The organism is Granulibacter bethesdensis CGDNIH1, from assembly GCF_000014285.2.
GTDB lineage: Bacteria > Pseudomonadota > Alphaproteobacteria > Acetobacterales > Acetobacteraceae > Granulibacter > Granulibacter bethesdensis.
In genome coordinates this window covers 2,660,129-2,680,228 of the sequence record NC_008343.2, presented here as the reverse complement: position 1 = coordinate 2,680,228, position 20,100 = coordinate 2,660,129, and the positions used below count along the sequence as shown (strand labels likewise).

The following is a 20,100-nucleotide window of genomic DNA, read 5'->3' as shown; positions in this document are numbered from 1 at the left end:
GAACAGAGGATGCAGGCGGGATGCGGTTATGAAAACCGGCGTGGTCGTGGGCTTACAGGCTGAAGCAAGACTCCTGCGCGGGTTCGGTATTGCCGCGGTCGGTGGAGGGGAGCCAGAGGGAGCGGAACGGGCTGCCATTCATCTGGTTGAAAGCGGTGTGGATCGGCTGGTCAGTTTCGGTCTGGCAGGTGGCCTCGATCCGGCCATTCTGCCGGGTGCCCTGTTGATTCCCGCCGAGTTGATTGAGGAAGGGGCCCTTTATCAGACCGATCCATCCTGGGCGGGTGGTATGACTGTGCGTCGTATGGTCGCAACCCGGCAGGTCGTGGCCAGCCGGACGGATAAGGCAGCGCTTTTCCGTCAGACCGGGGCGGGGGCGGTTGATCTGGAAAGCGGGGCGGTGGCGCGGGTGGCGGCCCGGTATGGCATCCCGTTTTCGATTGTCCGGGCAGTGTGTGATCCGGCGGACAGGGATCTGCCGCCTGCGGCGTTGCTGGCACTGGATCAGGCCGGTGCGATCGGCGTGTTCAGGGTGGCGGGATCAATTCTGCGTCAGCCGTCCCAGATAGGTTCCCTGATGGCACTGGCACGGGATGCTGCGGCGGCCCGGCAGACCCTGCGTCGTTTTCAGTGGCCAAAACAGGGTTGAAAAAGAAAACCCCCGACCGTTTGCACGATCGGGGGAGAAATCAGTTCAGTCTCCAGCCTCGGCGGCCACATGGCGAACCACTGTCTTGGGGGGTTTGGAGGCCCCGGCCTGCTCGGCGCGGATTTTTTCCAGTGCCGTTTCAACATGCCGGCTGAAAACATACTGGGCTGGACGCTGGTTGGTCAGCGGAATGTCAGGAGCCATGTCGCCGGTCGTCCTGATACCGGTCAAAGCGACCTTGGCGGCTTTCCACGGCTTGCTGACGGCCTCGGCCACGGCGGTCGCTTCATATCCGGAATGCACCATGCAGTCGGCGCATTTTTCGTAATTGCCGGTGCCGTAGGCATCCCAGTCGGTTTCCTCCATCAGCTCCTTGAAGGATTTGGCATAGCCTTCACCGAGCAGATAGCAGGGGCGCTGCCAGCCGAAATAGGTGCGCGTCGGGTTACCCCATGGGGTGCACTTGAAAGTCTGGTTTCCGGCCAGAAAATCCAGGAACAGGGAGGACTGATTGAACTCCCACTTCTTCTTTGACTTGTCCGCACGGGCAAAAATCCCGCGGAACAGATCTTTCGTGCGACGACGGTTCAGGAAGTGCTGCTGATCCGGCGCACGCTCATAAGCATAGCCGGGGGAGACGCTGATCCCGTCCACGCCGATTTCCATGACATCGTCGAAGAAACGCGCCATGCGCTCCGGATCGGCAGTGTCGAACAGAGTGGAGTTGATGATGGTGCGGAATCCGGCCTGTTTCACGCGGCGGATAGCTTCCACCGCGCGTTCGTAGACGCCATCCTGACAGACCGATTTATCGTGATCTTCCCGGTCTCCATCCAGATGGACGGACCAGGAGAACCATTTGCTCGGCTTGAAAAGATGCATCTTCTTTTCGAGCAGCAAGGCATTGGTGCAGACGATCACGAATTTCTTGCGGGCAATGATGCCCTCGACCACCTGATCCAGTTCCTTATGGAGCAGTGGCTCACCACCGGCGATCACCACCACCGGCGCGCCGCATTCATCGACGGCTTCGAGGCACTCTGCCACGGACAGGCGCTGGTTGAGGATTTCCGCCGGGTAATCGATCTTGCCGCAACCCGCGCAGGCCAGATTGCAACGGAACAGTGGTTCCAGCATCAGGACCAGCGGATAGCGTTTCCGCCCCAGCAGATGTTGCTTCATCACATAGGCGCCTACGCGGATCGCCTGGTGCAGCGGCACAGCCATACGGACTTCCTCAGCCTTTGGTCAAAACTGCGGTCGGATGACCGGTCGCGGACCGGGCATCAGGGATAAACCAATCATACGGTCCGGGTAAATCTGACCGGTTGGCCATGGATGCTCTGGAACACGATATGACGGAACGATAAATGATAGCCTCATCATGCTGTATGCCCGGGCAGTTCAGGCCGGGCATGAGACCGGTTTCGCTACACCATCCCGACCGCATGGGTCCAGACTGGAAATGCGCGGCAGCACGGTGTGTAAAGCAGGAGCGGGCTGTTCTGTTCAGGATCAGGAAAGTTTTTTGTCGGGGCATGACCGCCTGTCAGTGCCGGGTTTGAAAGCCAAATCATTCAATTCACAAGCAGTAAATCATTCCATTCCTGGATTGAGAGTCTTCCATTAAAAGCAGGACAGGTTATCGGCACAGTGTTGCTTATAAAGCACGCTTCTTGATGGATTCGGACATTGTGGCCGGGCTGGCTGCGGGTTTGGGGTTGCCGCAGACCGTTCCACATGAAACATGCAATCAAAGAGTTGCCGGATTTGGATAGAGGGGAATGCGAACTGCGCGAGTGGTCTATGGTCATGCCTGCCGCTGCCACCGCTCAGCTCGGACAGGGTCCAGCCCGTGAGGGAATTCGGGCCGTTGGGTCTTCCGGGGGGAAGAATCGACGGGAGGTCCGGGTGGTGTTCAAGAATTGAAGCGGCCACACGCCGCAGGATGAAAAGTTCGCATGACTGAAACAACCCCTGTCCGTTGCCATGAGACTCCGACACTGGACCGAGTACGTTACCCGTCTGACTTACGGAACATGTCATCGGAGCAACTGCGCGCGGTTGCGGATGAGCTTCGAGCGGAGACGGTGGACGCTGTTTCGGTAACGGGCGGGCATCTTGGCGCGGCGCTTGGGGTGATCGAGCTGACGGTTGCGATCCATGCGGTGTTCGACACGCCGTCCGACCGTCTGATCTGGGATGTCGGTCATCAGGCTTATCCTCACAAGATCCTGACGGGCCGTCGCGATCGCATCCGGACCTTGCGGATGGGAGGCGGTCTGTCCGGCTTCACGAAGCGTTCGGAGAGTGAATACGACCCGTTTGGTGCGGGCCACAGCTCGACCTCGATCTCGGCTGGTCTCGGGATGGCGGTGGCGCGCGATCTGCGTCGTGCGGCGGGCGAGGTCGGTGCGGGACCGGAGCATGTGATCGCGGTGATCGGCGACGGTGCGATGAGCGCCGGGATGGTGTATGAGGCGATGAACAATGCCGGCAGCCTGAAGTCGCGCCTGGTGGTGATCCTGAACGACAATGACATGTCAATCGCGCCTCCTGTTGGGGCGATGTCGGCGTATCTGTCTCGTCTGCTGTCCTCGCGGAGCTTCCTGAACCTGCGGGATCTGGCGGGGAAGATGGCGCGCCATTTTCCGCGCGGGATCGAGCGGACGGCCCGTCGAGCGGAGGAATATGCCCGCGGCATCCTGACGGGCGGGACGTTGTTCGAGGAGCTTGGCTTCTATTACGTGGGTCCGATTGACGGTCATAATCTGGATCATCTTCTGCCGGTTCTGCGCAATGTGCGGGATGCGGAGGAGACGGGTCCGATTCTGGTGCATGCGATCACGCGGAAGGGTCATGGCTATGCGCCGGCGGAGGCATCTGCGGACAAATATCACGCGGTGAGCCGTTTCAACGTGGTGACGGGCGAGCAGATCAAGCCTGCGCCTGTTCCGGGGGCGAAGCCTGCACCGCCGACCTACACGAAAGTGTTTGCGGAGGCGCTGATTGCGGCGGCGGAGGATAATCCCCGGGTGGTTGCGATCAATGCGGCGATGCCGTCCGGCACGGGTCTGGACGCGTTCGAGAAGCGCTTCCCGGATCGTTGCTTTGATGTCGGGATCGCGGAGCAGCATGCGGTGACGTTTGCGGCTGGTCTGGCGGTGGAGGGGATGGTTCCGTTCTGCGCGCTGTATTCGACCTTCCTGCAGCGCGGTTATGACCAGCTGGTGCATGACGTTGCGATCCAGCACCTTCCGGTGCGCTTTGCGATTGACCGTGCGGGGCTGGTGGGGGCCGATGGCGCAACGCATGCCGGCAGCTTCGACATGGCGTATCTGGGTTGTCTGCCCGGGATGATGATCATGTCTCCGTCCGATGAGGCGGAGCTTGTGCATGCTGTGGCGACGGTTGCGGCCTATGATTCTGGGCCGAGTGCGGTGCGCTATCCGCGTGGTGAAGGCGTAGGCGTTGCGCTGCCGCGTGATGAGAAAGGCCGTCTGCGCGGGGATGTTCTGCCGATCGGCCGGGGCCGCATCGTGCGGGAGGGCCGGAGCGGGATCGCGATCCTGAGCATTGGCACCCGGTTGCAGGATGCTCTGTTGGCTGCGGATGATCTTGCCGCGCATGGGCTGACGGTGACGGTTGCGGATGGCCGCTTCGTGAAGCCGCTGGACACGGCGCTGGTGGAGCGTCTGGCGCGGGAGAACGACGTTCTTGTGGTTGTTGAGGAAGGCTCGATCGGCGGCTATGCCAGCCACGTGATGCAGCATCTGGCGCAGGCCGGCCTGCTGGATGCGCGCGATGGCCATGCGCTGAAACTTCGTTCCATGATCCTGCCTGATCGCTATATCGACCATGATACCCAGCCAAACCAGATCAGACAGGCTGGACTTGACCACCAGGCCATTCGAGATACCGTCCTGAAACTGCTGGAGCAGCCAATGACTCAGAAGGTGCCGTCACGATGAAAACGATCATCCGCGCGTCTCTGTTACAGGGGCTGGTGTTGTGGGCACCCGTCGCCGGGCTTTCCTTCACGGCAAGCCTGGTTCCCGTTGCGGCCCAGGCGGCAGGTCCGTCCGCCCAGATCGAGCGGCTCAATCAGGCGCTGCTCGGTATCATGAAACAGGGTAGTGCGGTCCCTTTTCCTCAGCGTTACCAGACACTGGCTCCGGTGGTGCAGCAGGTTCTGGACCTGCCGCTGCTGCTGAAAAACTCCGTTGGTCTGAAATGGAACAGCCTGACGCCGGAACAGCAATCCCAGCTGCTGGATGTTTTTACGCGCTTTACCGTGGCGCGTTACGTTTCCGAATTCTCGAGCTTTGATGGCCAGTCTTTCCGGGTCTCGCCTAACCCGGTGGCATCAGGCAGCGATCAGGTTGTACAGAGCCAGATCGTGAGTGACGGCACCGCCAATCGCATTGACTATCTGATGCGCAATGATGGGGGGCAGTGGAAAGTTGTCGATGTTCTGCTGGATGGCTCGATCAGCCAGGTGGCCGTAACACGCTCCGATTTCCGGACATTGCTGGCAGCCGGACCGGATAATCTGCTGGACAAACTCCGTCAGAAAATATCGGACCTCTCCGGTGGCACGATGTGATGAAGCGTGTCCTGGTGTGTTCCTCAAGATTTTAATCCGGTTTTTTGAGTGATGCTTTTTTTCGCTGATACGACCATGGCTCTGGCCGGGATCGGGATGGTGCAGACCGTTCTCGGCCTTGGGGCTGTGTGGAAATTTGCCCGGCATGCAAGGCAGCCTCTGCCCCCCCGGCAGGACTGGCCCGCCGTCACCATCATGAAACCGTTGCATGGTGAGGAGCCGCTGCTCGAACAGGCGCTGGAAAGCTTCTGTCAGCAAGATTACCCGCGTTATCAGCTGGTTTTCGGTGTGCAGAGCGCGGATGATCCCGCCCGTCACGTCGTGCGTCGTTTGCAGGGACGGTTTCCCCATCTGGATATCGTGATGGTGGTTGACCCCACCCCCCATGGCGAAAACCGGAAAATTGCCAATCTCATCAATATGTATCCAAGCGCCCGGCATGATGTGCTGGTGATTGCGGATAGCGATGTACATGTCACACGGGATTATCTCCGACGTCTGGTGACTGCGCTGGAGCAGCCTCAAATCGGGCTGGTAACTACTCTGTATTCCGGGGTGTCGCCACAATCCGGCCTGATCGGTACTCTGGGCATGGCAGGTATTTCCCATCAATTCCTGCCCGGTGCGCTGGTTGCGCGCCTGCTGGGCCGTCAGGATTGCCTGGGCGCCACCATGGCGCTGCGGCGGGAGACGCTGGAAAATCTGGGTGGTCTGGCAGTGCTTTCGCATCATATCGCCGATGATGCGGTGCTGGGCCATTTAATGGTGGGGCAGGGGCTGCGCGTCGGTCTGGCGGATACCGTTCCCGCCACCACCGTGCCGGAGACCACGATCCGTGCCCTGTTCGATCATGAGCTGCGCTGGCAACGCACTATTCAGTCCGTGGCCCCGGTCGGGTTCATTCTTTCCATGCTTCAGTTCCCGTTATTCTGGGCCATGCTGAGTGTGGCGCTGTCCGGTCTGGCGGGGTGGGCGCTGGCGGTGTTTTTTGCTTTCTGGATGGTGCGTTTTCTGGTCAGTCGCGGGATCGACCGTCTGTTGAAGCTTGCTCCCGCGACCTCTCTTCTGCTTCTGCCTGTGCGGGAGCTGTTGTCGATGGCCACCATTCTCGCCACCTTCCGCAAAGGGGAGGTCAAATGGCGTGGGCAGGTGGTGCAGGTGACGCGGATGACCTATCGCTCGTCTCCGGCCATGCAGCAGGCGACGCTGGCGGCCCAGCCCCTCCTGAAGGGCTGAGGTCGATTGCAGTGCGGGCATACGTATCCGCGCCACAATGACGTAAGACAATGACTGCGTAAGATTGCGTAAGCGGAGCCGGGCCTGTCGGCGCCGACTCATGGAGAGGTACCGACGCTCATGATGAAGACCCTTTTTCTGCACCCCCCTTCCTTCGATGGATTTGATGGCGGAGCCGGCTCCCGTTATCAGGCGCGGCGCGAGATCCGATCCTTCTGGTATCCGACATGGCTGGCCCAGCCTGCCGCGATGGTGCCGGGCAGCAAGCTGATCGACGCTCCGCCAGCCGGGATCACGCTGGAGACGGTGACGGCGCAGATCAAAGATTATGAGCTGTGTGTGATGCACACTTCCTCCCCCTCCTTTGCCTCCGATGTGAAGGTAGCGCAGGCCCTGAAAGACGCGAATCCATCTCTCAAGATCGGTTTCGTCGGCGCGAAGGTGGCGGTGCAGCCGGAAGAAAGCCTGAAAAGCGGTGGTCCGGTTGACTGGGTGGCGCGCAACGAATTCGACTTCACCGTCAAGGAAGTGGCAGAGGGCCGTGATCTGGCCACCATTGCCGGCCTGTCCTGGCGTAATGCGAATGGTGAGATCATCCATAACCCGGATCGTGAAATCCTGGAGGATATGGACCAGCTTCCCTTCGTGACCGAGGTCTACAAGCGTGATCTGAAGATCGAGGATTACTTCATCGGCTATCTGAAGCATCCCTATCTGAGCCTGTATACCGGGCGCGGCTGTAAATCCCGCTGCACCTTCTGCCTTTGGCCGCAGACGGTTGGTGGCCATCGCTACCGGGTGCGCAGCCCGCAGCATGTGGCGGAGGAAATCGCGCTGGCGAAGAAATACTTCCCGCAGGTGAAGGAATTCTTCTTCGACGACGATACCTTCACCGACGATCTGCCCCGCGCTGAGGCCATCGCGCGTGAAATGGGCAAGCTGGGTGTCACATGGTCCTGCAATGCCAAGGCCAATGTGCCGCGCGAAACCCTTAAGATTCTGAAGGATAACGGCCTGCGCCTGTTGCTCGTCGGTTATGAGAGCGGCAACCAGCAGATCCTCCACAACATCAAGAAGGGTCTGCGGATCGAGGTGGCGAAGAAATTCTCCAAGGATTGCCACGATCTCGGCATCAAGATTCATGGCACCTTCATCCTCGGCCTGCCGGGTGAGACGAAGGAGACCATTCAGGAGACGATCGAATACGCGAAGGAAGTGAACCCGCATACCTTGCAGGTGAGCCTTGCCGCGCCGTATCCGGGCACGTTCCTGTATAATCAGGCGGTTGAGAATGGCTGGCTGGATGCCGAGCATGCGGAACTGATCGACGAGCATGGCATCCAGATGGCGCCGCTGCATTACGATCATCTCAGCCATACCGAGATGTTCCAGAGCGTCGAGGAATTCTACCGGAAATTCTATTTCCGTGCGCCGAAGATCGCCTCCATCGTCGGCGAGATGATCACCAGCCCGCAGATGATGAAGCGTCGCCTGCGCGAGGGTGTGGAGTTCTTCCAATTCCTCAAGGAACGCAAGACCCAGCGTAACGCTGCCTGATTGATCCGCACGGGTTGAAACAAGGGTAACGGGACAGGGCCGGAGTTCATTCTCTGGCCCTGTCGCTTATGAAGGATGAGGACGGGTTATGAGACGGATCATCGTCTCGGCTGATGATTTCGGCCTGACCTCGACGGTAAATGAGGCGGTGCTGGATGCCCACCGCAACGGAATCCTGTCGACATGCAGCCTGATGGTGGCGGCACCGGCGGCGGCAGAGGCCGTGGCCATGGCACGGGCGACACCCTCCCTGCGGGTCGGTCTGCACCTGGTGCTGGTAGAAGGGGATGCGGTGCTGCCGCATGCCCGGATTCCGGCCCTGGTTGATCAGCAGGGGCGCTTCGGCTCCGATCAGGTGCGGCGGGGCTTCACCTATTTCTTTTCCCCCTCGGCGAGGCGGCAACTGGCGGAGGAGATCGACGCCCAGTTCGCGGCTTTTCGCGCCACCGGGCTGACGCTGGATCACGCCAATGCGCACAAGCACATGCATCTGCATCCGACGGTGGGGAAGCTGCTGTGCGAGATCGGGCGGGATTATGGTCTGCGTGCCATCCGTATTCCTGCCGAGCCGCCTGCCATCATGGCGGCCTGCGGGGAAAAGACGGGCCTGAGTGATACGCTGTTATATCGCTGGACCGGTATGCTGCGGGCGCAGGCGCGCAAAGCGGGTCTTTCGGTCAACGATCACGTGTTCGGCCTGCGCTGGAGCGGGCACATGACATCCGACAAGCTGTTGCGGCTGAGCAGGCATTTGCCGTCCGGTGTCACCGAAATCTACACGCATCCGGCATCCCGGCCAGATGCGACACTGCAGGCGCTGATGCCGGAATACGACCAGACCGGTGAATACGCAGCCCTGATCGATCCACAGGTAAGGGACGCGTTCACGGGCAGACAGGTGCAGTTCACAGGCTGGAATGATCTGTGACAGATCGCTGACATTATGCTGTCAGCCGGTTCCGGCAGGTCTGGCAGGCCATCGCGCCTTGACGATATGACCGGTTTCAGCCACACCCCCCACCATGGCGATCGTAGCGGTTCACGCTCGCGACAAGAGGAAAAAACTCCATGCGCGATAAGGGCGAATATCTTTTCACCTCCGAATCCGTTTCGGAAGGTCATCCCGACAAGGTGGCAGACCGGATCAGTGATACGGTGCTGGATGCCTTTCTGAAGGCTGATCCTTACGCCCGTGTGGCCTGTGAAACGTTGGTAACCACCAACCGTGTCGTTCTCGCGGGTGAAACACGCGGCCCTGCTTCGGTGACGCCGGAACTGCTCGAAAACCTCACCCGTGAGGCGATCAAGGACATTGGTTACGATCAGGAAGGCTTTTCCTGGAAGAATGCCGACGTGGCCATTCACCTGCATGCGCAATCCGCCGATATCGCTGTTGGCGTCGATAGCACGGGTAATAAGGATGAAGGCGCGGGCGATCAGGGCATCATGTTCGGCTATGCCTGCCGCGAGACTCCGGCCCTGATGCCGGCCCCGATCTATTATTCTCATGAAATTCTGCGCCGTCTGACGGAGCTGCGTAAAAGCGGCTCCACCGAAGGCAAGCTGCTGGAGCCGGATGCGAAGAGCCAGGTGACCCTGCGTTATGTGGATGGCCGCCCGGTCGGTGCGACCAGTGTCGTTGTGTCCACTCAGCATGGTGAAGCCGCCTCTCAGGACGAGCTGCGCCGTATCGTAACCGGTGTGATCGGTCAGGTTTTGCCGGATGGCTGGATGCCGCCGGAGCAGGAAATCTACGTCAACCCGACCGGCAAGTTCGTTATCGGTGGTCCGGATGGTGATGCAGGTCTGACGGGCCGCAAGATCATCGTCGACACCTATGGCGGTGCGGCCCCGCATGGCGGCGGAGCTTTCAGCGGCAAGGACCCCACCAAGGTGGACCGTTCCGCCGCGTATGTCGCCCGCTATCTGGCGAAGAACGTGGTGGCGGCCGAGCTGGCGGACCGTGTGACCCTGCAGATCAGCTACGCGATCGGCGTGTCGCATCCACTGTCCGTCTATGTCGATCTGCACGGCACGGGCCATGATGTGGACGAAGTGAAGCTGGAAAAAACCTTGCGGGAGCTGGTGAACCTGTCTCCGCGCGGCATCCGTGAGCATCTGCGTCTGAACCGTCCGATTTATGTGCCGACCTCCGCGTACGGTCATTTTGGCCGTACCCCGGATATGGCGCTGGATAACTTCACCTGGGAGCAGACGGATATTGCGGCAGCCCTCCGCTCCGCCTTCAACCGCTGAGACCAGACGCTTCCGGCTGACTGGATGATATGAAAGGTCAGGGAGCAATCCCTGACCTTTTCATTTGATCTCGGTCATCTGCTTCTGTCCGATTTGAATCGATGCCTGACATGACGATGAAATCCCAACCCGATCGACTTTATGGCCGCCAGCGTGGCCATGCGCTCCGGCCTCGTCAGCAGCGTCTGCTGGACCTGACCCTGCCGCGCCTGCGCTATGCCGGACCGTCCTCTCTTCGGGGTGTTTCTCCACTCTGGCTGGAAATCGGGTTCGGGGGCGGTGAGCATGCCGTTGCCCAGATCGAGGCGCATCCGGATGTGACCCTGATCGCCTGCGAAGTATTCGAAAACGGTCTGTGTTCCCTGCTGTCACGCCTCCTGCCGGAGCCGCTGGATGAGGAAACTGCGCCGCTGCCCGGTAATCTGCGCGTCTGGGATGATGATGCGCGCCCATTGCTGCGCGATCTGCCGGATCAGGTACTGGACCGGGTTTTTCTGATGTTTCCCGACCCATGGCCGAAGGCGCGACACGCGAAACGGCGCTTCGTGCATCCTGAAAACGCCGCTACGCTGGCGCGGGTGATGAAGCCGGGAGCAGAATGGCGGATTGCCTCTGATGATCCTACCTACCAGGCCTGGGTGCCGGAGGTCATGGAGCGTCAGACTGCTTTCGAGCTGCTTGCCGTGAGCAATGAAAGGCCGGAAGGCTGGCCGCCGACGCGTTATGAGGCCAAGGCGATCAGGGCGGGCCGTCAGCCGCTTTATTGGCGCTATGTGCGGCGCTGACGCCACCATTCGTTGCCAATTGCGTACAGCATGGTCGTAATCGGGAACCTGACACGCTTTACTGCGCATTAGGGTGAAGCCTTTTTCGCAGCAAAGCGACCCTCATGCCCGACGCGCCATCTTCCTCCTCGTCCTCCCTGCTGCCGCCGGTCGCAGACAATCGCGTCCGCATCCCCGCCGCCGAAACGCCCAGCAGTAACGATTTGCGCGCTGTGGTGATCGGCGTGGTCGTGGTGGCGGCCCTGTATCTGGGGCGAGAGGTGCTGGTGCCGATCACGCTGGCCGTGCTGCTCAGCTTCGTACTGTCGCCGCTGGTCTCGGTGCTGCGCCGGTTGTGGATGCCGCGATTTATCGCGGTGGTGCTGGCCGTCGTGCTGGCTCTGGGTATCATTCTGGCCTTGGGCGGTCTGATCGGCACCCAGTTGGCGCAGCTGGCTGATAACGTTCCGCGCTATCAGTCGACCATTCTCGACAAGGCGGACTTGCTGAGGGACTGGGCGATGACCCGTGCGGGGCATCTTGCCGAGCGTTTTGGTTCATTCGGTCACGAGCGGAGCGCCAGGCCGCCTTCTTCCCAGACATCAACGCCGGAGAATCAGGCTTCCCCGACTTCTCCAGCTCAGTCGACCCATAATCAGACTGCTCTGCCGCCGCCCCAGCGAATGGCCGACAGCAATCTTCAGCCTCATGTGGGACGGGAAGGGGCGGGGAAGGAAGTCCAGCCTGTTCCGGTCACCATTGCGCCCGTCAATCCTTCTCCGCTGGAAATTGCGGAGCGGTATCTGTCGCCCATTATCGCCCCGCTGGCGTCCACAGGAATTGTGTTCATTGTCGCAATTTTCATGTTGATGAGGCTGGAGGATCTGCGGGACCGGATGATCCGCCTGTTCGGTTCGTCTGATCTGCATCGTACGACTCTGGCGATGGATGATGCGGCCAGCCGACTGAGCCGGTATTTTCTGGCGCAGCTTGGACTGAATGCGGCTTTCGGTCTGATCACCGGGCTTGGTCTGTGGATGATCGGGGTGCCCAGCCCGGCTTTGTGGGGAGTGATCGCCGGGCTGATGCGGTTCGTGCCTTATATCGGTACACCCCTGGCAGCCATTCCGCCGATCGCGCTGGCGGCGGCGGTTGATCCGGGCTGGAGCATGGCGCTGTGGGCAGCGGGTATGTTTCTGGTGGCGGAAAGCCTGATGGGGCAGGTGGTGGAGCCACTGCTCTATGGTCATTCGACCGGGCTGTCGCCTCTGGCGGTCATGCTGTCGGCGATTTTCTGGACCTGGCTGTGGGGTTCAATCGGGCTGATCCTGTCCACGCCGTTGACGGTCTGTCTGGTGGTGATGGGGCGGCATATCCCGAAACTGGAATTTCTGGATGTTCTGCTGGGGGACAGGCCGGCATTGACACCGGTGGAGAGTTTTTATCAGCGCATGCTTGCCGGTGATTCCGACGAGGTCCAGGACCATGCCGAGATCCTGCTGAGGGAGCGGAGCCTGTCTTCCTATTACGATGAGGTCGCGCTGAAGGCGCTGCAACTGGCCGGTAGAGACGCCCAGCGCGGTGTTCTGGCGCCGGATCGGGTAGAAGTCATCCTTCAGCAGGTGCGCGATCTGACGGATGAGCTGGCTGATTTCGATGATGAAGCCCTGTTGCCTGAAGAAACGGGGGTGCTCATGGCCGGGACTGCTGCTTTACCACCGGATACGCATGTCGAGCCTGTTTCGGCCGGATCCTATTCGGTTGTCTGTGTCGCGGGGCGGGGACCACTGGATGAGGGGGCTGCCATCATGCTGGCTCAGTTGATGGCCAAGCATGGTCTGCCGGCACGGGTTCTGTCACGCCATGCCGTGCGGGGCGTCCGTATTGCCCAGACTGATCTGGGGGCGGTCGATCTGGTGTGCGTTTCCTATCTGGAAGTCACCAGCCGCCCGGCCCATCTGCGCATGCTGATGCAGCGCCTGCGTACCCATGCCCCTCATGCGAAGCTGATGGTCGGGCTATGGCCGACGGGAAACCCGATTCTGTCTGATGAAGCACAGCGGGACATGATCGGGGCGGACTACTATGTGACCTCCTTGCGGGATGCGGTGCGGCAGGCGCATGCGGCAGCGCTGGAGCAGCAGTCGGGAATGGCGGCATGAAGCGTATTCTTGCTATTCTCAAGGATGCGGCGGGGGGTTACCTCGCCGATAACTGCCTCAGCCGCGGGGCGGCGATTGCGTATTACACGGTGTTTTCGATGTCGCCGGTGCTGGTGATCGTCATTGCCGTGGCAGGCACCTTGTTCGGTGAGGAGGCCGCGCGCGGTGCGATCGTCAGCCAGCTGGGCGGTCTGATGGGCAAGCAGGCCGCCGAGGCATTGCAGGCCATGATTGCCAGTGCCGGTCGGCATGGCGCGGGACCGATTGCGACGGTGATCGGCATCGGGACATTGCTGATAACCGCCAGTGGGGTGTTCGGCGAAATTCAGGCGACGTTGAATGTGATCTGGCGGGCGGAGCCGCCACGTTCCACGGTCGGACAATTGGTCAGGGTCAGATTGCTCAGCCTTGGGCTGGTGATGACGATGGGTTTTTTACTGATGGTCTCGCTGGTGGCCAGTGCTGTGCTGGCCGCCATCGGTGATTGGCTCGACAGTTTTATTCCGGAAACCAGATTGCTGCTGCAACTGGCCAATGCCGGGATGTCCTTTTTCATCATCGCCCTGATTTTCGGAGCAACCTACAAAATCCTGCCGGACCGGGTGATTGCATGGCGTGATGTGGGGATGGGGGCCGTGACGACCGCGCTCCTGTTCAGCGTCGGCAAGATGCTGATCGGCATGTATATCGGTTCCAGCAATGCGGCGACTTCTTATGGCGCTGCCGGGGCGCTGGTGATCATGCTGCTGTGGGTTTATTATTCCGCGCAGATTTTCCTGTTCGGGGCCGAGTTGACCCGTGCCTATTCCGATGACCGGCACGCCCGCCGACAGGCAGGTGTTGCACCGGACACGGTAAAGGCGTAAGAACCCTTTTCAAGATATTCAGCCTGTAAAAGGGTGGCCCACGGGCCGCCCTTTTTCTTTCTGGACGCATGACCATATGAGCGTGGCGCAAACTCCTCTCGAACAGCGTATTGCCGGATTGATCGCTCCCGGTCTGGCCGATATGGGATTCGAACTGGTGCGTGTGGCCGTGCTGGGGCGGGAGCAACCCACGGTGCAGATCATGGCCGATCGTGCCGACGGTTCCCTGATCGGCATCGACGATTGCGAGGCCATCAGCCACGCTGCCGGTGCGCTGCTGGATGTGGAGGATGTGATCCAGTCCACCTGGAATCTGGAGGTCAGCTCCGCAGGGATCGACCGTCCGCTGACCAGGGTGAAGGACTGGGTGCGTTTTGCCGGCCATCTGGCAAAGGTCGAGATGTCGATTCCCGGCCCCGGCGGTCGCCGGCGTTTTTCCGGCACGGTGCTGGGGGCTGATGAAACCGCTGCCCGTCTCCGGCTGGATGATGGCGAGGAAGTCAGCTTGCCGATGGATGGGCTGAAGAAGGCTAAACTGGTGCTGACGGATGCATTGATCGACGCCACCGCCCAGGACGCAGGCGTGGCCGATTCCCCGCAGCAGCCGAATTGATAGAGGACCGCATGGATACGGCGATTTCCCGTCCCGAACTGCTTCTCGTCGCCGATGCTGTGGCGCGGGAAAAGTCGATCGACCGAGAAGAAGTGCTCGAGGCGATGGAGCAGGCCATCCAGAAGGCTGGTCGCGCGAAATACGGGCACGAAAAGGATATCCGCGCCACCATCGACCGTAAAACCGGTGATGTGCGCCTGTCCCGCTGGACCGAGGCGGTCGAGGTCGTGGAAAATGAGGAGACTCAGATCCCGATCCATATCGCCCGTAAATTCAAGCCGGATATCGAGCTTGGCGGCCATCTGGTCGATCCTCTGCCGCCGATTGACTTCGGACGCATTGCCGCGCAGACCGCCAAGCAGGTGATCGTGCAGCGCGTGCGCGAATATGAGCGTCGCCGTCAGTATGACGAATTCAAGGATCGCGTCGGCGAGATCATCAACGGTGTGGTCAAGCGGACCGAATACGGCAATCTGATGGTCGATCTTGGCAAGTCCGAAGCGCTGCTGCGCCGTGACGAGCTGATTGCCCGTGAAAGCTTCCGCAATGGCGATCGTGTGCGCGCCTATATCTACGATGTGCGTGAGGAGCCGCGCGGCCCGCAAATTTTCCTCAGCCGCACGCATCCGAATTTTCTGGCCAAGCTGTTCGCGCAGGAGGTGCCGGAAATCTACGATGGCATTATCGAGATCAAGGCGGTTTCCCGCGATCCCGGCAGCCGTGCGAAAATGGCGGTGATCAGCCGTGACCAGTCCATCGACCCGGTCGGCGCCTGCGTCGGTATGCGCGGTAGCCGTGTTCAGGCTGTGGTGGCGGAGTTGCAGGGCGAGAAAATCGACATCATCCCCTGGAGCCCGCAGGCCGCAACCTTCGTGGTGAACGCGCTTGCTCCGGCTGAAGTCACCAAGGTGGTGATGGATGAGGAAGCAGGCCGTGTTGAAGTCGTCGTGCCGGATGATCAGCTCAGTCTGGCCATTGGCCGTCGTGGCCAGAATGTCCGCCTCGCCAGCCAGTTGACCCGTTGGGATATCGACATCCTGACCGAGGCCGAGGAAAGCGAGCGCCGGCAGGAAGAATTCCGCAAGCGTACCAGCCTGTTCGTGGATGCGCTGGATGTCGATGACGTGATCGCCGGCCTGCTGGTGACGGAAGGCTTTACCACGGTCGAGGAGCTGGCTTTCTCACCCGTGGAAGAACTCAGCGAAATCGAGGGCTTTGACGAGAACGTGGCGGAAGAGCTGATCCGCCGCGCCGAAGTCGATCTGACCCGTCGTGCGAATGAGATGGATGACAAGCGCAAGGCGCTGGGTGTGACCGACGAGATCGCCGATATCGAAACGCTGACGCCTGCCATGCTGGTGGCGCTGGGTGAAAAGGGCGTGAAAACCCTGGACGATCTGGCCGATCTGGCCGGTGACGAGCTGGTGGAAATCGTCGGCAGCGATGCCATGGACGAAGAGACGGCCAACGAGATCATCATGGCCGCCCGCGCCCATTGGTTCACCGATGAGGAACAGGAGGCTGACCACGCCTGACGTGCCCACAGTGCCGGACGATTCGCTGGACAACGCGGATGATGAGCAGGACGAGCGGGGGCCACTGCGCCGTTGTGTCGTGACGCGGGTGCAGGGTGAACGCGCCCGCATGCTCCGTTTTGTCATTGGTCCTGACGGCTCGGTGGTCCCCGACCTGACGGCAACCCTGCCGGGCAGGGGAATATGGTTGAGCGCACGGCGCGATGTGCTAGAAACGGCCCAGCGCCGGGGTGCTTTCGCCAGGGCTGCGCGCGCACAGGTGGTTGTTCCGTCCGATCTGACCGATAGGGTGCGGCACGGCCTTCTACGGCGGGTTACGGATTGCCTTGGTCTGGCGCGACGCGCCGGGCAGGCAGTGGCGGGTTATACCAAAGCCCGCGAATGGCTGGTCGCCGGTCGGGCGGCGCTGATTGTGCAGGCTGCGGATGGCAGTCCGGACGAAAGGGCGCGTTTCCTGTCGGGACAGAGGACCGTGCCGGTCATCTCGCCGCTGAGCGGTGAGGAACTGGGACGGATATTTGGCCGCGATCATGCTGTGCATATCGCGGTTACGCCGGGGGCTCTGGCCACGCGGCTGGAGATTGAGGCGGAACGGTTGGCCGGACTCACCGGCGACACGATTGAGGGTTAAGGCGTTAGATGAGCGAAGGCAACGATCAGGACGCGGGCAAGGGCCGGCTGTCGCTTCGGCCAGCTGGCCGAATGGAGCTGGGCCGTACCGTGGATGCCGGATCCGTGCGGCAAAGCTTCAGCCACGGACGTTCGAAGGTTGTGCAGGTTGAGGTCCGCAAGAAGCGCGGATTGCAGCCCGGCACCCCTTCGGCCCCGGAAGGCGGCAGCAGCAGCGCACCCGCCCCACAGAGTGGCAATGCCCCACAGGGTACGCCACGCAGCGGTGGTGGTAATCGCGGCTCCGGTCGTGGTGGTGCCGGGGGCGCAGGCCGCGCTCTGACGGCGCAGGAACTGGCTATTCGCCAGCGCGTGCTGGAACAGCAACGTGTTGAGGCTGCGCGCCGTGAGGTGGAGCGCCGGGAGCAGGAGAAGATCTCGATCCTCTCTGCTGCCGAGGAAGCACGCCGTCGCGAGGAAGAAGCCAAACGCGCCGCTGAAGAAGAGGCACGTCGCAAGGAACAGGAAGAGGCCGACCGGATTGCCGCAGAAGCGGCCCGTAAGGCAGCTGAATCCGCGCCGCCGGCCGAGGCTCCTCCTGTGCCTCCTCCGGCCCAGCGTGAGCGTACGGCTGCCCCTTCTTCGCGGTCTGCCCCCTCTCGCACAGCACCGTCGGACGATATTCGTCGTCCCTCCCGCCCCGCGCCGATTCCCTCCAAGGTTCCTGTTGCAGCACCGTCCGCTCCGCAGACGCTGCGTCTGCGGGAACGTGGGGATGAGGGTGAGGAAGAACGCAAGCCGCGCCGCGCAGGCGGTGGCGGTGCACCTGCACCGCGCAAAGCGGCCGCTCCGGTTGCGAAAAAAGCCGTTGCTGAGCCGCGTCGTGGTGGCCGCATCGATGTGCGTGCCGCGATCGAGGGGGAGGATGAGCGTACGCGTTCCATCGCCTCTATGCGTCGTCAGCGTGACCGTGAACGCCGTCAGGCGGAACTGGAACGTCTGCGCGCTGATCAGCTGAAAGTGGTGCGCGATGTCGTGCTGCCGGAAACCATTGCGGTCGGTGAACTTGCCAACCGTATGGCCGTGCGGGCGGCCGATGTAATCAAGCAGCTGATGCGCATGGGCATGATGGCCACTGTGACCCAGACCATCGACGCCGATACCGCCGAACTGGTCGTGCAGGAATTCGGCCATCGCGTCCGTCGCGTCAGTGAAAGCGATGTGGAAGTCGGCCTGGAAGGGATCAGCGATATCGACTCCGACCTTCAGCCGCGCCCGCCTGTGGTGACGGTCATGGGTCATGTCGATCACGGCAAGACCTCACTGCTTGATGCGCTGCGCGCCACCGATGTGGCGGCGGGTGAAGCGGGCGGTATCACCCAGCATATCGGTGCGTATCAGGTGACTCTGCCCTCCCGGCAGAAGCTGACCTTCCTGGATACGCCCGGCCATGAAGCCTTTACGGCCATGCGCTCTCGTGGTGCATCGGTGACGGATATCGTCGTGCTGGTGGTGGCGGCTGATGACGGCGTGATGCCGCAGACGATTGAGGCCATCAAACATGCCAAGGCCGCGAACGCGCCCATCATTGTCGCCATCAACAAGTGCGACAAGCCGGGTGCCAATCCGGGCCGCGTCCGTCAGGAACTGCTCCACCACGAAATCGTGGTCGAGGATATGGGCGGTGATACACAGGATGTCGAGGTTTCGGCCCTGAAGCGCCAAAATCTGGATAAGCTGGAAGAGGCCATTCTGCTTCAGGCGGAAGTGCTGGATCTGAAGGCCAATCCGGATCGGGCCGCTGAAGGCACCGTGGTGGAAAGCCGTCTGGATCGTGGACGCGGTCCGGTGGCCACCGTGCTGGTACAGAAAGGCACGTTGCGTCAGGGCGACATTGTTGTCGCCGGGGCGGAATGGGGCCGCGTGCGTGCCATGCTGGACGATAAGGGCCAGCAGATGAAAGAAGCCCTGCCTTCGACACCGGTCGAGATTCTCGGTTTGGCCGGGGTTCCGTCGGCGGGCGAGCCTTTCGTCGCGGTGGAAAATGAAAGCCGGGCGCGGGAAATCAGCGAGTTCCGTCAGCGCAAGATCCGCGAAAAAATGGCCGCCGGTATTGCCGCTGGCCGTGGTACGTTGGAACAGATGCTCAGCCGCATTCAGGCTGGCGCGCAGAAAGAGGTTGCTGTCGTCATCAAGGCCGACGTGCAGGGCAGCGCGGAGGCAATTGCCACCACCGTGCAGAAGCAGGAGCACGAAGAGGTCAAGGTCCGTACCCTGCTTTCCTCGGTCGGTCAGATCAGCGAAAGCGATGTGCAGCTGGCCAAGGCTTCCAATGCCGTGCTGATCGCCTTCAATGTGCGCGCAACCAATCAGGCGCGTGAGCTTGCCCAGCGCGAGGGCGTCGATATCCGTTACTACTCCATCATTTATGAAGTGGCGGATGATATCGAGGCGCTGGTACGCGGCAAAATCGCGCCGAAACAGCGCGAGAAGTTCCTGGGCTATGCCGAAATCCGCAAGGTTTTCGAAATTACCAAGGTCGGCAAGGTCGCTGGCTGCATGGTGACCGAAGGTGTGGTGAAGCGTGGCTGTGGCGTGCGTCTGTTGCGTGACAACGTTGTCATTCACACGGGTGAATTGAGCCAGTTGAAGCGCTTCAAGGATGATGTGAAGGAAGTGGCCCGCAATTACGAATGCGGTCTGTCCTTTGCAGGCTACAATGACATCAAGGAAGGCGATGTCGTTGAATGCTATGAGACGGAGCTTGTTCCCGCTTGAGCAGCCGCCCGCCCTCCTCCTCCGGGCCTGCCGGTATACCGAAAGGCGCGCCATCCCAGCGTCAGCTGCGTGTAGCGGAAGAAATCCGCCACGTGCTGGCCGGGGTGTTCGCACGTCAGGAATTCCGGGACCCGGAATTAGCCACGACCACTTTTACAATCAATGAAGTGCGGATCAGCCCGGATTTGAAACACGCCACCGTGTTCATCTCTCGTCTGGGCAGCAGTGAAATCGAACCGCTTCTACCTAATTTGAAGCGTGTTGCGACCTATTTGCGTGGAGAAGTGGCCAAGGTGATGCGGCTGCGTTATGCGCCGGAGTTGCATTTCCAGCCAGATTCGGCTCTGGAGTACGCAATGCATGTGGATTCCCTGCTTCGCCGCCCAGAGGTTAAGCGGGATCTCGACGAATAAGCCGGCAGAATTCTGCGAATCGTAAAAAAGGCCAGACAAAAGCGTCTGGCCTTTTT

Annotated in this window: 16 protein-coding genes; 15 read left to right on the top strand and 1 reads right to left on the bottom strand. The window is 61.0% G+C overall.

Translation table 11 applies throughout. The annotated features are described in order from the left end of the window. The first annotated feature begins 28 nt into the window (after nucleotides 1-28). Nucleotides 29-649 (top strand): hypothetical protein, encoded by a 621-nt coding sequence (locus GBCGDNIH1_RS24570; RefSeq protein WP_025319315.1) that lies wholly within the window; start codon nucleotides 29-31, stop codon nucleotides 647-649. A gap of 45 nt (nucleotides 650-694) precedes the next feature. Here the strand turns inward: GBCGDNIH1_RS24570 and hpnH are convergent, their stop codons facing one another. Next, on the bottom strand, nucleotides 695-1,876 hold the full coding sequence (gene hpnH / locus GBCGDNIH1_RS24565; protein ID WP_011633106.1) for an adenosyl-hopene transferase HpnH: 1,182 nt from the start codon (nucleotides 1,874-1,876) through the stop codon (nucleotides 695-697). 734 nt (nucleotides 1,877-2,610) lie between these two features. On the opposite strand from hpnH, the gene dxs reads away from it, so the two are divergent. The 14 genes from dxs (at nucleotide 2,611) to rbfA (ending at nucleotide 20,044) form a co-directional block, all read left to right on the top strand. After that, nucleotides 2,611-4,620, top strand: coding sequence for a 1-deoxy-D-xylulose-5-phosphate synthase (gene dxs, locus GBCGDNIH1_RS24550; protein ID WP_011633104.1), 2,010 nt, complete (start codon nucleotides 2,611-2,613; stop codon nucleotides 4,618-4,620). Then, complete coding sequence (locus GBCGDNIH1_RS24545; RefSeq protein ID WP_011633103.1) at nucleotides 4,617-5,255, top strand: ABC transporter substrate-binding protein; 639 nt, start codon at nucleotides 4,617-4,619, stop codon at nucleotides 5,253-5,255. The genes dxs and GBCGDNIH1_RS24545 overlap by 4 nt, the downstream gene beginning before the upstream one ends. A 51-nt stretch (nucleotides 5,256-5,306) precedes the next feature. After that, on the top strand, nucleotides 5,307-6,491 hold the full coding sequence (hpnI, locus tag GBCGDNIH1_RS24540; RefSeq protein ID WP_050748489.1) for a bacteriohopanetetrol glucosamine biosynthesis glycosyltransferase HpnI: 1,185 nt from the start codon (nucleotides 5,307-5,309) through the stop codon (nucleotides 6,489-6,491). A gap of 120 nt (nucleotides 6,492-6,611) precedes the next feature. Beyond that, complete coding sequence (hpnJ, locus tag GBCGDNIH1_RS24535) at nucleotides 6,612-8,048, top strand: hopanoid biosynthesis associated radical SAM protein HpnJ (RefSeq protein ID WP_011633101.1); 1,437 nt, start codon at nucleotides 6,612-6,614, stop codon at nucleotides 8,046-8,048. A gap of 88 nt (nucleotides 8,049-8,136) precedes the next feature. After that, nucleotides 8,137-8,976: a hopanoid biosynthesis-associated protein HpnK gene (gene hpnK / locus GBCGDNIH1_RS24530; protein ID WP_011633100.1), complete on the top strand. Its 840-nt coding sequence runs from the start codon at nucleotides 8,137-8,139 to the stop codon at nucleotides 8,974-8,976. A gap of 140 nt (nucleotides 8,977-9,116) precedes the next feature. Next, nucleotides 9,117-10,304: a methionine adenosyltransferase gene (gene metK, locus GBCGDNIH1_RS24525; protein ID WP_011633099.1), complete on the top strand. Its 1,188-nt coding sequence runs from the start codon at nucleotides 9,117-9,119 to the stop codon at nucleotides 10,302-10,304. Nucleotides 10,305-10,405: 101 nt separating this feature from the next. After that, a complete protein-coding gene (locus GBCGDNIH1_RS24520) occupies nucleotides 10,406-11,089 on the top strand; it encodes a tRNA (guanine(46)-N(7))-methyltransferase TrmB (protein WP_011633098.1) in 684 nt (227 codons plus the stop codon). Between the two features lie 104 nt (nucleotides 11,090-11,193). Beyond that, nucleotides 11,194-13,230 carry an AI-2E family transporter gene (locus GBCGDNIH1_RS24515; protein ID WP_011633097.1) on the top strand — a complete coding sequence of 679 codons (2,037 nt, stop codon included), beginning with the start codon at nucleotides 11,194-11,196 and terminating at the stop codon, nucleotides 13,228-13,230. After that, entirely contained in the window at nucleotides 13,227-14,096 is an 870-nt protein-coding gene (locus tag GBCGDNIH1_RS24510; RefSeq protein ID WP_011633096.1) for a YihY/virulence factor BrkB family protein, read from the top strand. The genes GBCGDNIH1_RS24515 and GBCGDNIH1_RS24510 overlap by 4 nt, the downstream gene beginning before the upstream one ends. Before the next feature lie 76 nt (nucleotides 14,097-14,172). Further along, on the top strand, nucleotides 14,173-14,709 hold the full coding sequence (gene rimP, locus GBCGDNIH1_RS24505) for a ribosome maturation factor RimP (RefSeq protein ID WP_011633095.1): 537 nt from the start codon (nucleotides 14,173-14,175) through the stop codon (nucleotides 14,707-14,709). Between the two features lie 11 nt (nucleotides 14,710-14,720). Then, the gene (gene nusA, locus GBCGDNIH1_RS24500) at nucleotides 14,721-16,244 is read left to right on the top strand and encodes a transcription termination factor NusA (protein WP_025287672.1); all 1,524 of its coding nucleotides are present in this window, start codon (nucleotides 14,721-14,723) and stop codon (nucleotides 16,242-16,244) included. A 10-nt stretch (nucleotides 16,245-16,254) separates the two neighbouring features. Further along, on the top strand, nucleotides 16,255-16,875 hold the full coding sequence (locus tag GBCGDNIH1_RS24495) for an RNA-binding protein (RefSeq protein ID WP_408874663.1): 621 nt from the start codon (nucleotides 16,255-16,257) through the stop codon (nucleotides 16,873-16,875). Nucleotides 16,876-16,883: 8 nt separating this feature from the next. Further along, nucleotides 16,884-19,631 (top strand): translation initiation factor IF-2, encoded by a 2,748-nt coding sequence (gene infB, locus GBCGDNIH1_RS24490; RefSeq protein ID WP_011633092.1) that lies wholly within the window; start codon nucleotides 16,884-16,886, stop codon nucleotides 19,629-19,631. Continuing rightward, nucleotides 19,628-20,044, top strand: a complete 417-nt coding sequence (gene rbfA / locus GBCGDNIH1_RS24485) for a 30S ribosome-binding factor RbfA (protein WP_011633091.1) — start codon at nucleotides 19,628-19,630, stop codon at nucleotides 20,042-20,044. Before infB ends, rbfA begins: the two co-directional genes overlap by 4 nt. The last annotated feature ends 56 nt before the right edge of the window (nucleotides 20,045-20,100 follow it).

What these genes read in the sequence shown, in the direction of transcription:
- hpnK (WP_011633100.1), top strand. Translation starts at nt 8,137, where the DNA reads ATGAGACGGATCATCGTCTCGGCTGATGATTTCGGCCTGACCTCGACG.
- metK (WP_011633099.1), top strand. Translation starts at nt 9,117, where the DNA reads ATGCGCGATAAGGGCGAATATCTTTTCACCTCCGAATCCGTTTCGGAA.
- hpnJ (WP_011633101.1), top strand. Translation starts at nt 6,612, where the DNA reads ATGATGAAGACCCTTTTTCTGCACCCCCCTTCCTTCGATGGATTTGAT.
- GBCGDNIH1_RS24520 (WP_011633098.1), top strand. Translation starts at nt 10,406, where the DNA reads ATGCCTGACATGACGATGAAATCCCAACCCGATCGACTTTATGGCCGC.
- GBCGDNIH1_RS24570 (WP_025319315.1), top strand. Translation starts at nt 29, where the DNA reads ATGAAAACCGGCGTGGTCGTGGGCTTACAGGCTGAAGCAAGACTCCTG.
- hpnI (WP_050748489.1), top strand. Translation starts at nt 5,307, where the DNA reads ATGCTTTTTTTCGCTGATACGACCATGGCTCTGGCCGGGATCGGGATG.
- hpnH (WP_011633106.1), bottom strand. Translation starts at nt 1,876, where the DNA reads ATGGCTGTGCCGCTGCACCAGGCGATCCGCGTAGGCGCCTATGTGATG.
- GBCGDNIH1_RS24510 (WP_011633096.1), top strand. Translation starts at nt 13,227, where the DNA reads ATGAAGCGTATTCTTGCTATTCTCAAGGATGCGGCGGGGGGTTACCTC.
- nusA (WP_025287672.1), top strand. Translation starts at nt 14,721, where the DNA reads ATGGATACGGCGATTTCCCGTCCCGAACTGCTTCTCGTCGCCGATGCT.
- rimP (WP_011633095.1), top strand. Translation starts at nt 14,173, where the DNA reads ATGAGCGTGGCGCAAACTCCTCTCGAACAGCGTATTGCCGGATTGATC.
- infB (WP_011633092.1), top strand. Translation starts at nt 16,884, where the DNA reads ATGAGCGAAGGCAACGATCAGGACGCGGGCAAGGGCCGGCTGTCGCTT.
- GBCGDNIH1_RS24515 (WP_011633097.1), top strand. Translation starts at nt 11,194, where the DNA reads ATGCCCGACGCGCCATCTTCCTCCTCGTCCTCCCTGCTGCCGCCGGTC.
- dxs (WP_011633104.1), top strand. Translation starts at nt 2,611, where the DNA reads ATGACTGAAACAACCCCTGTCCGTTGCCATGAGACTCCGACACTGGAC.
- GBCGDNIH1_RS24545 (WP_011633103.1), top strand. Translation starts at nt 4,617, where the DNA reads ATGAAAACGATCATCCGCGCGTCTCTGTTACAGGGGCTGGTGTTGTGG.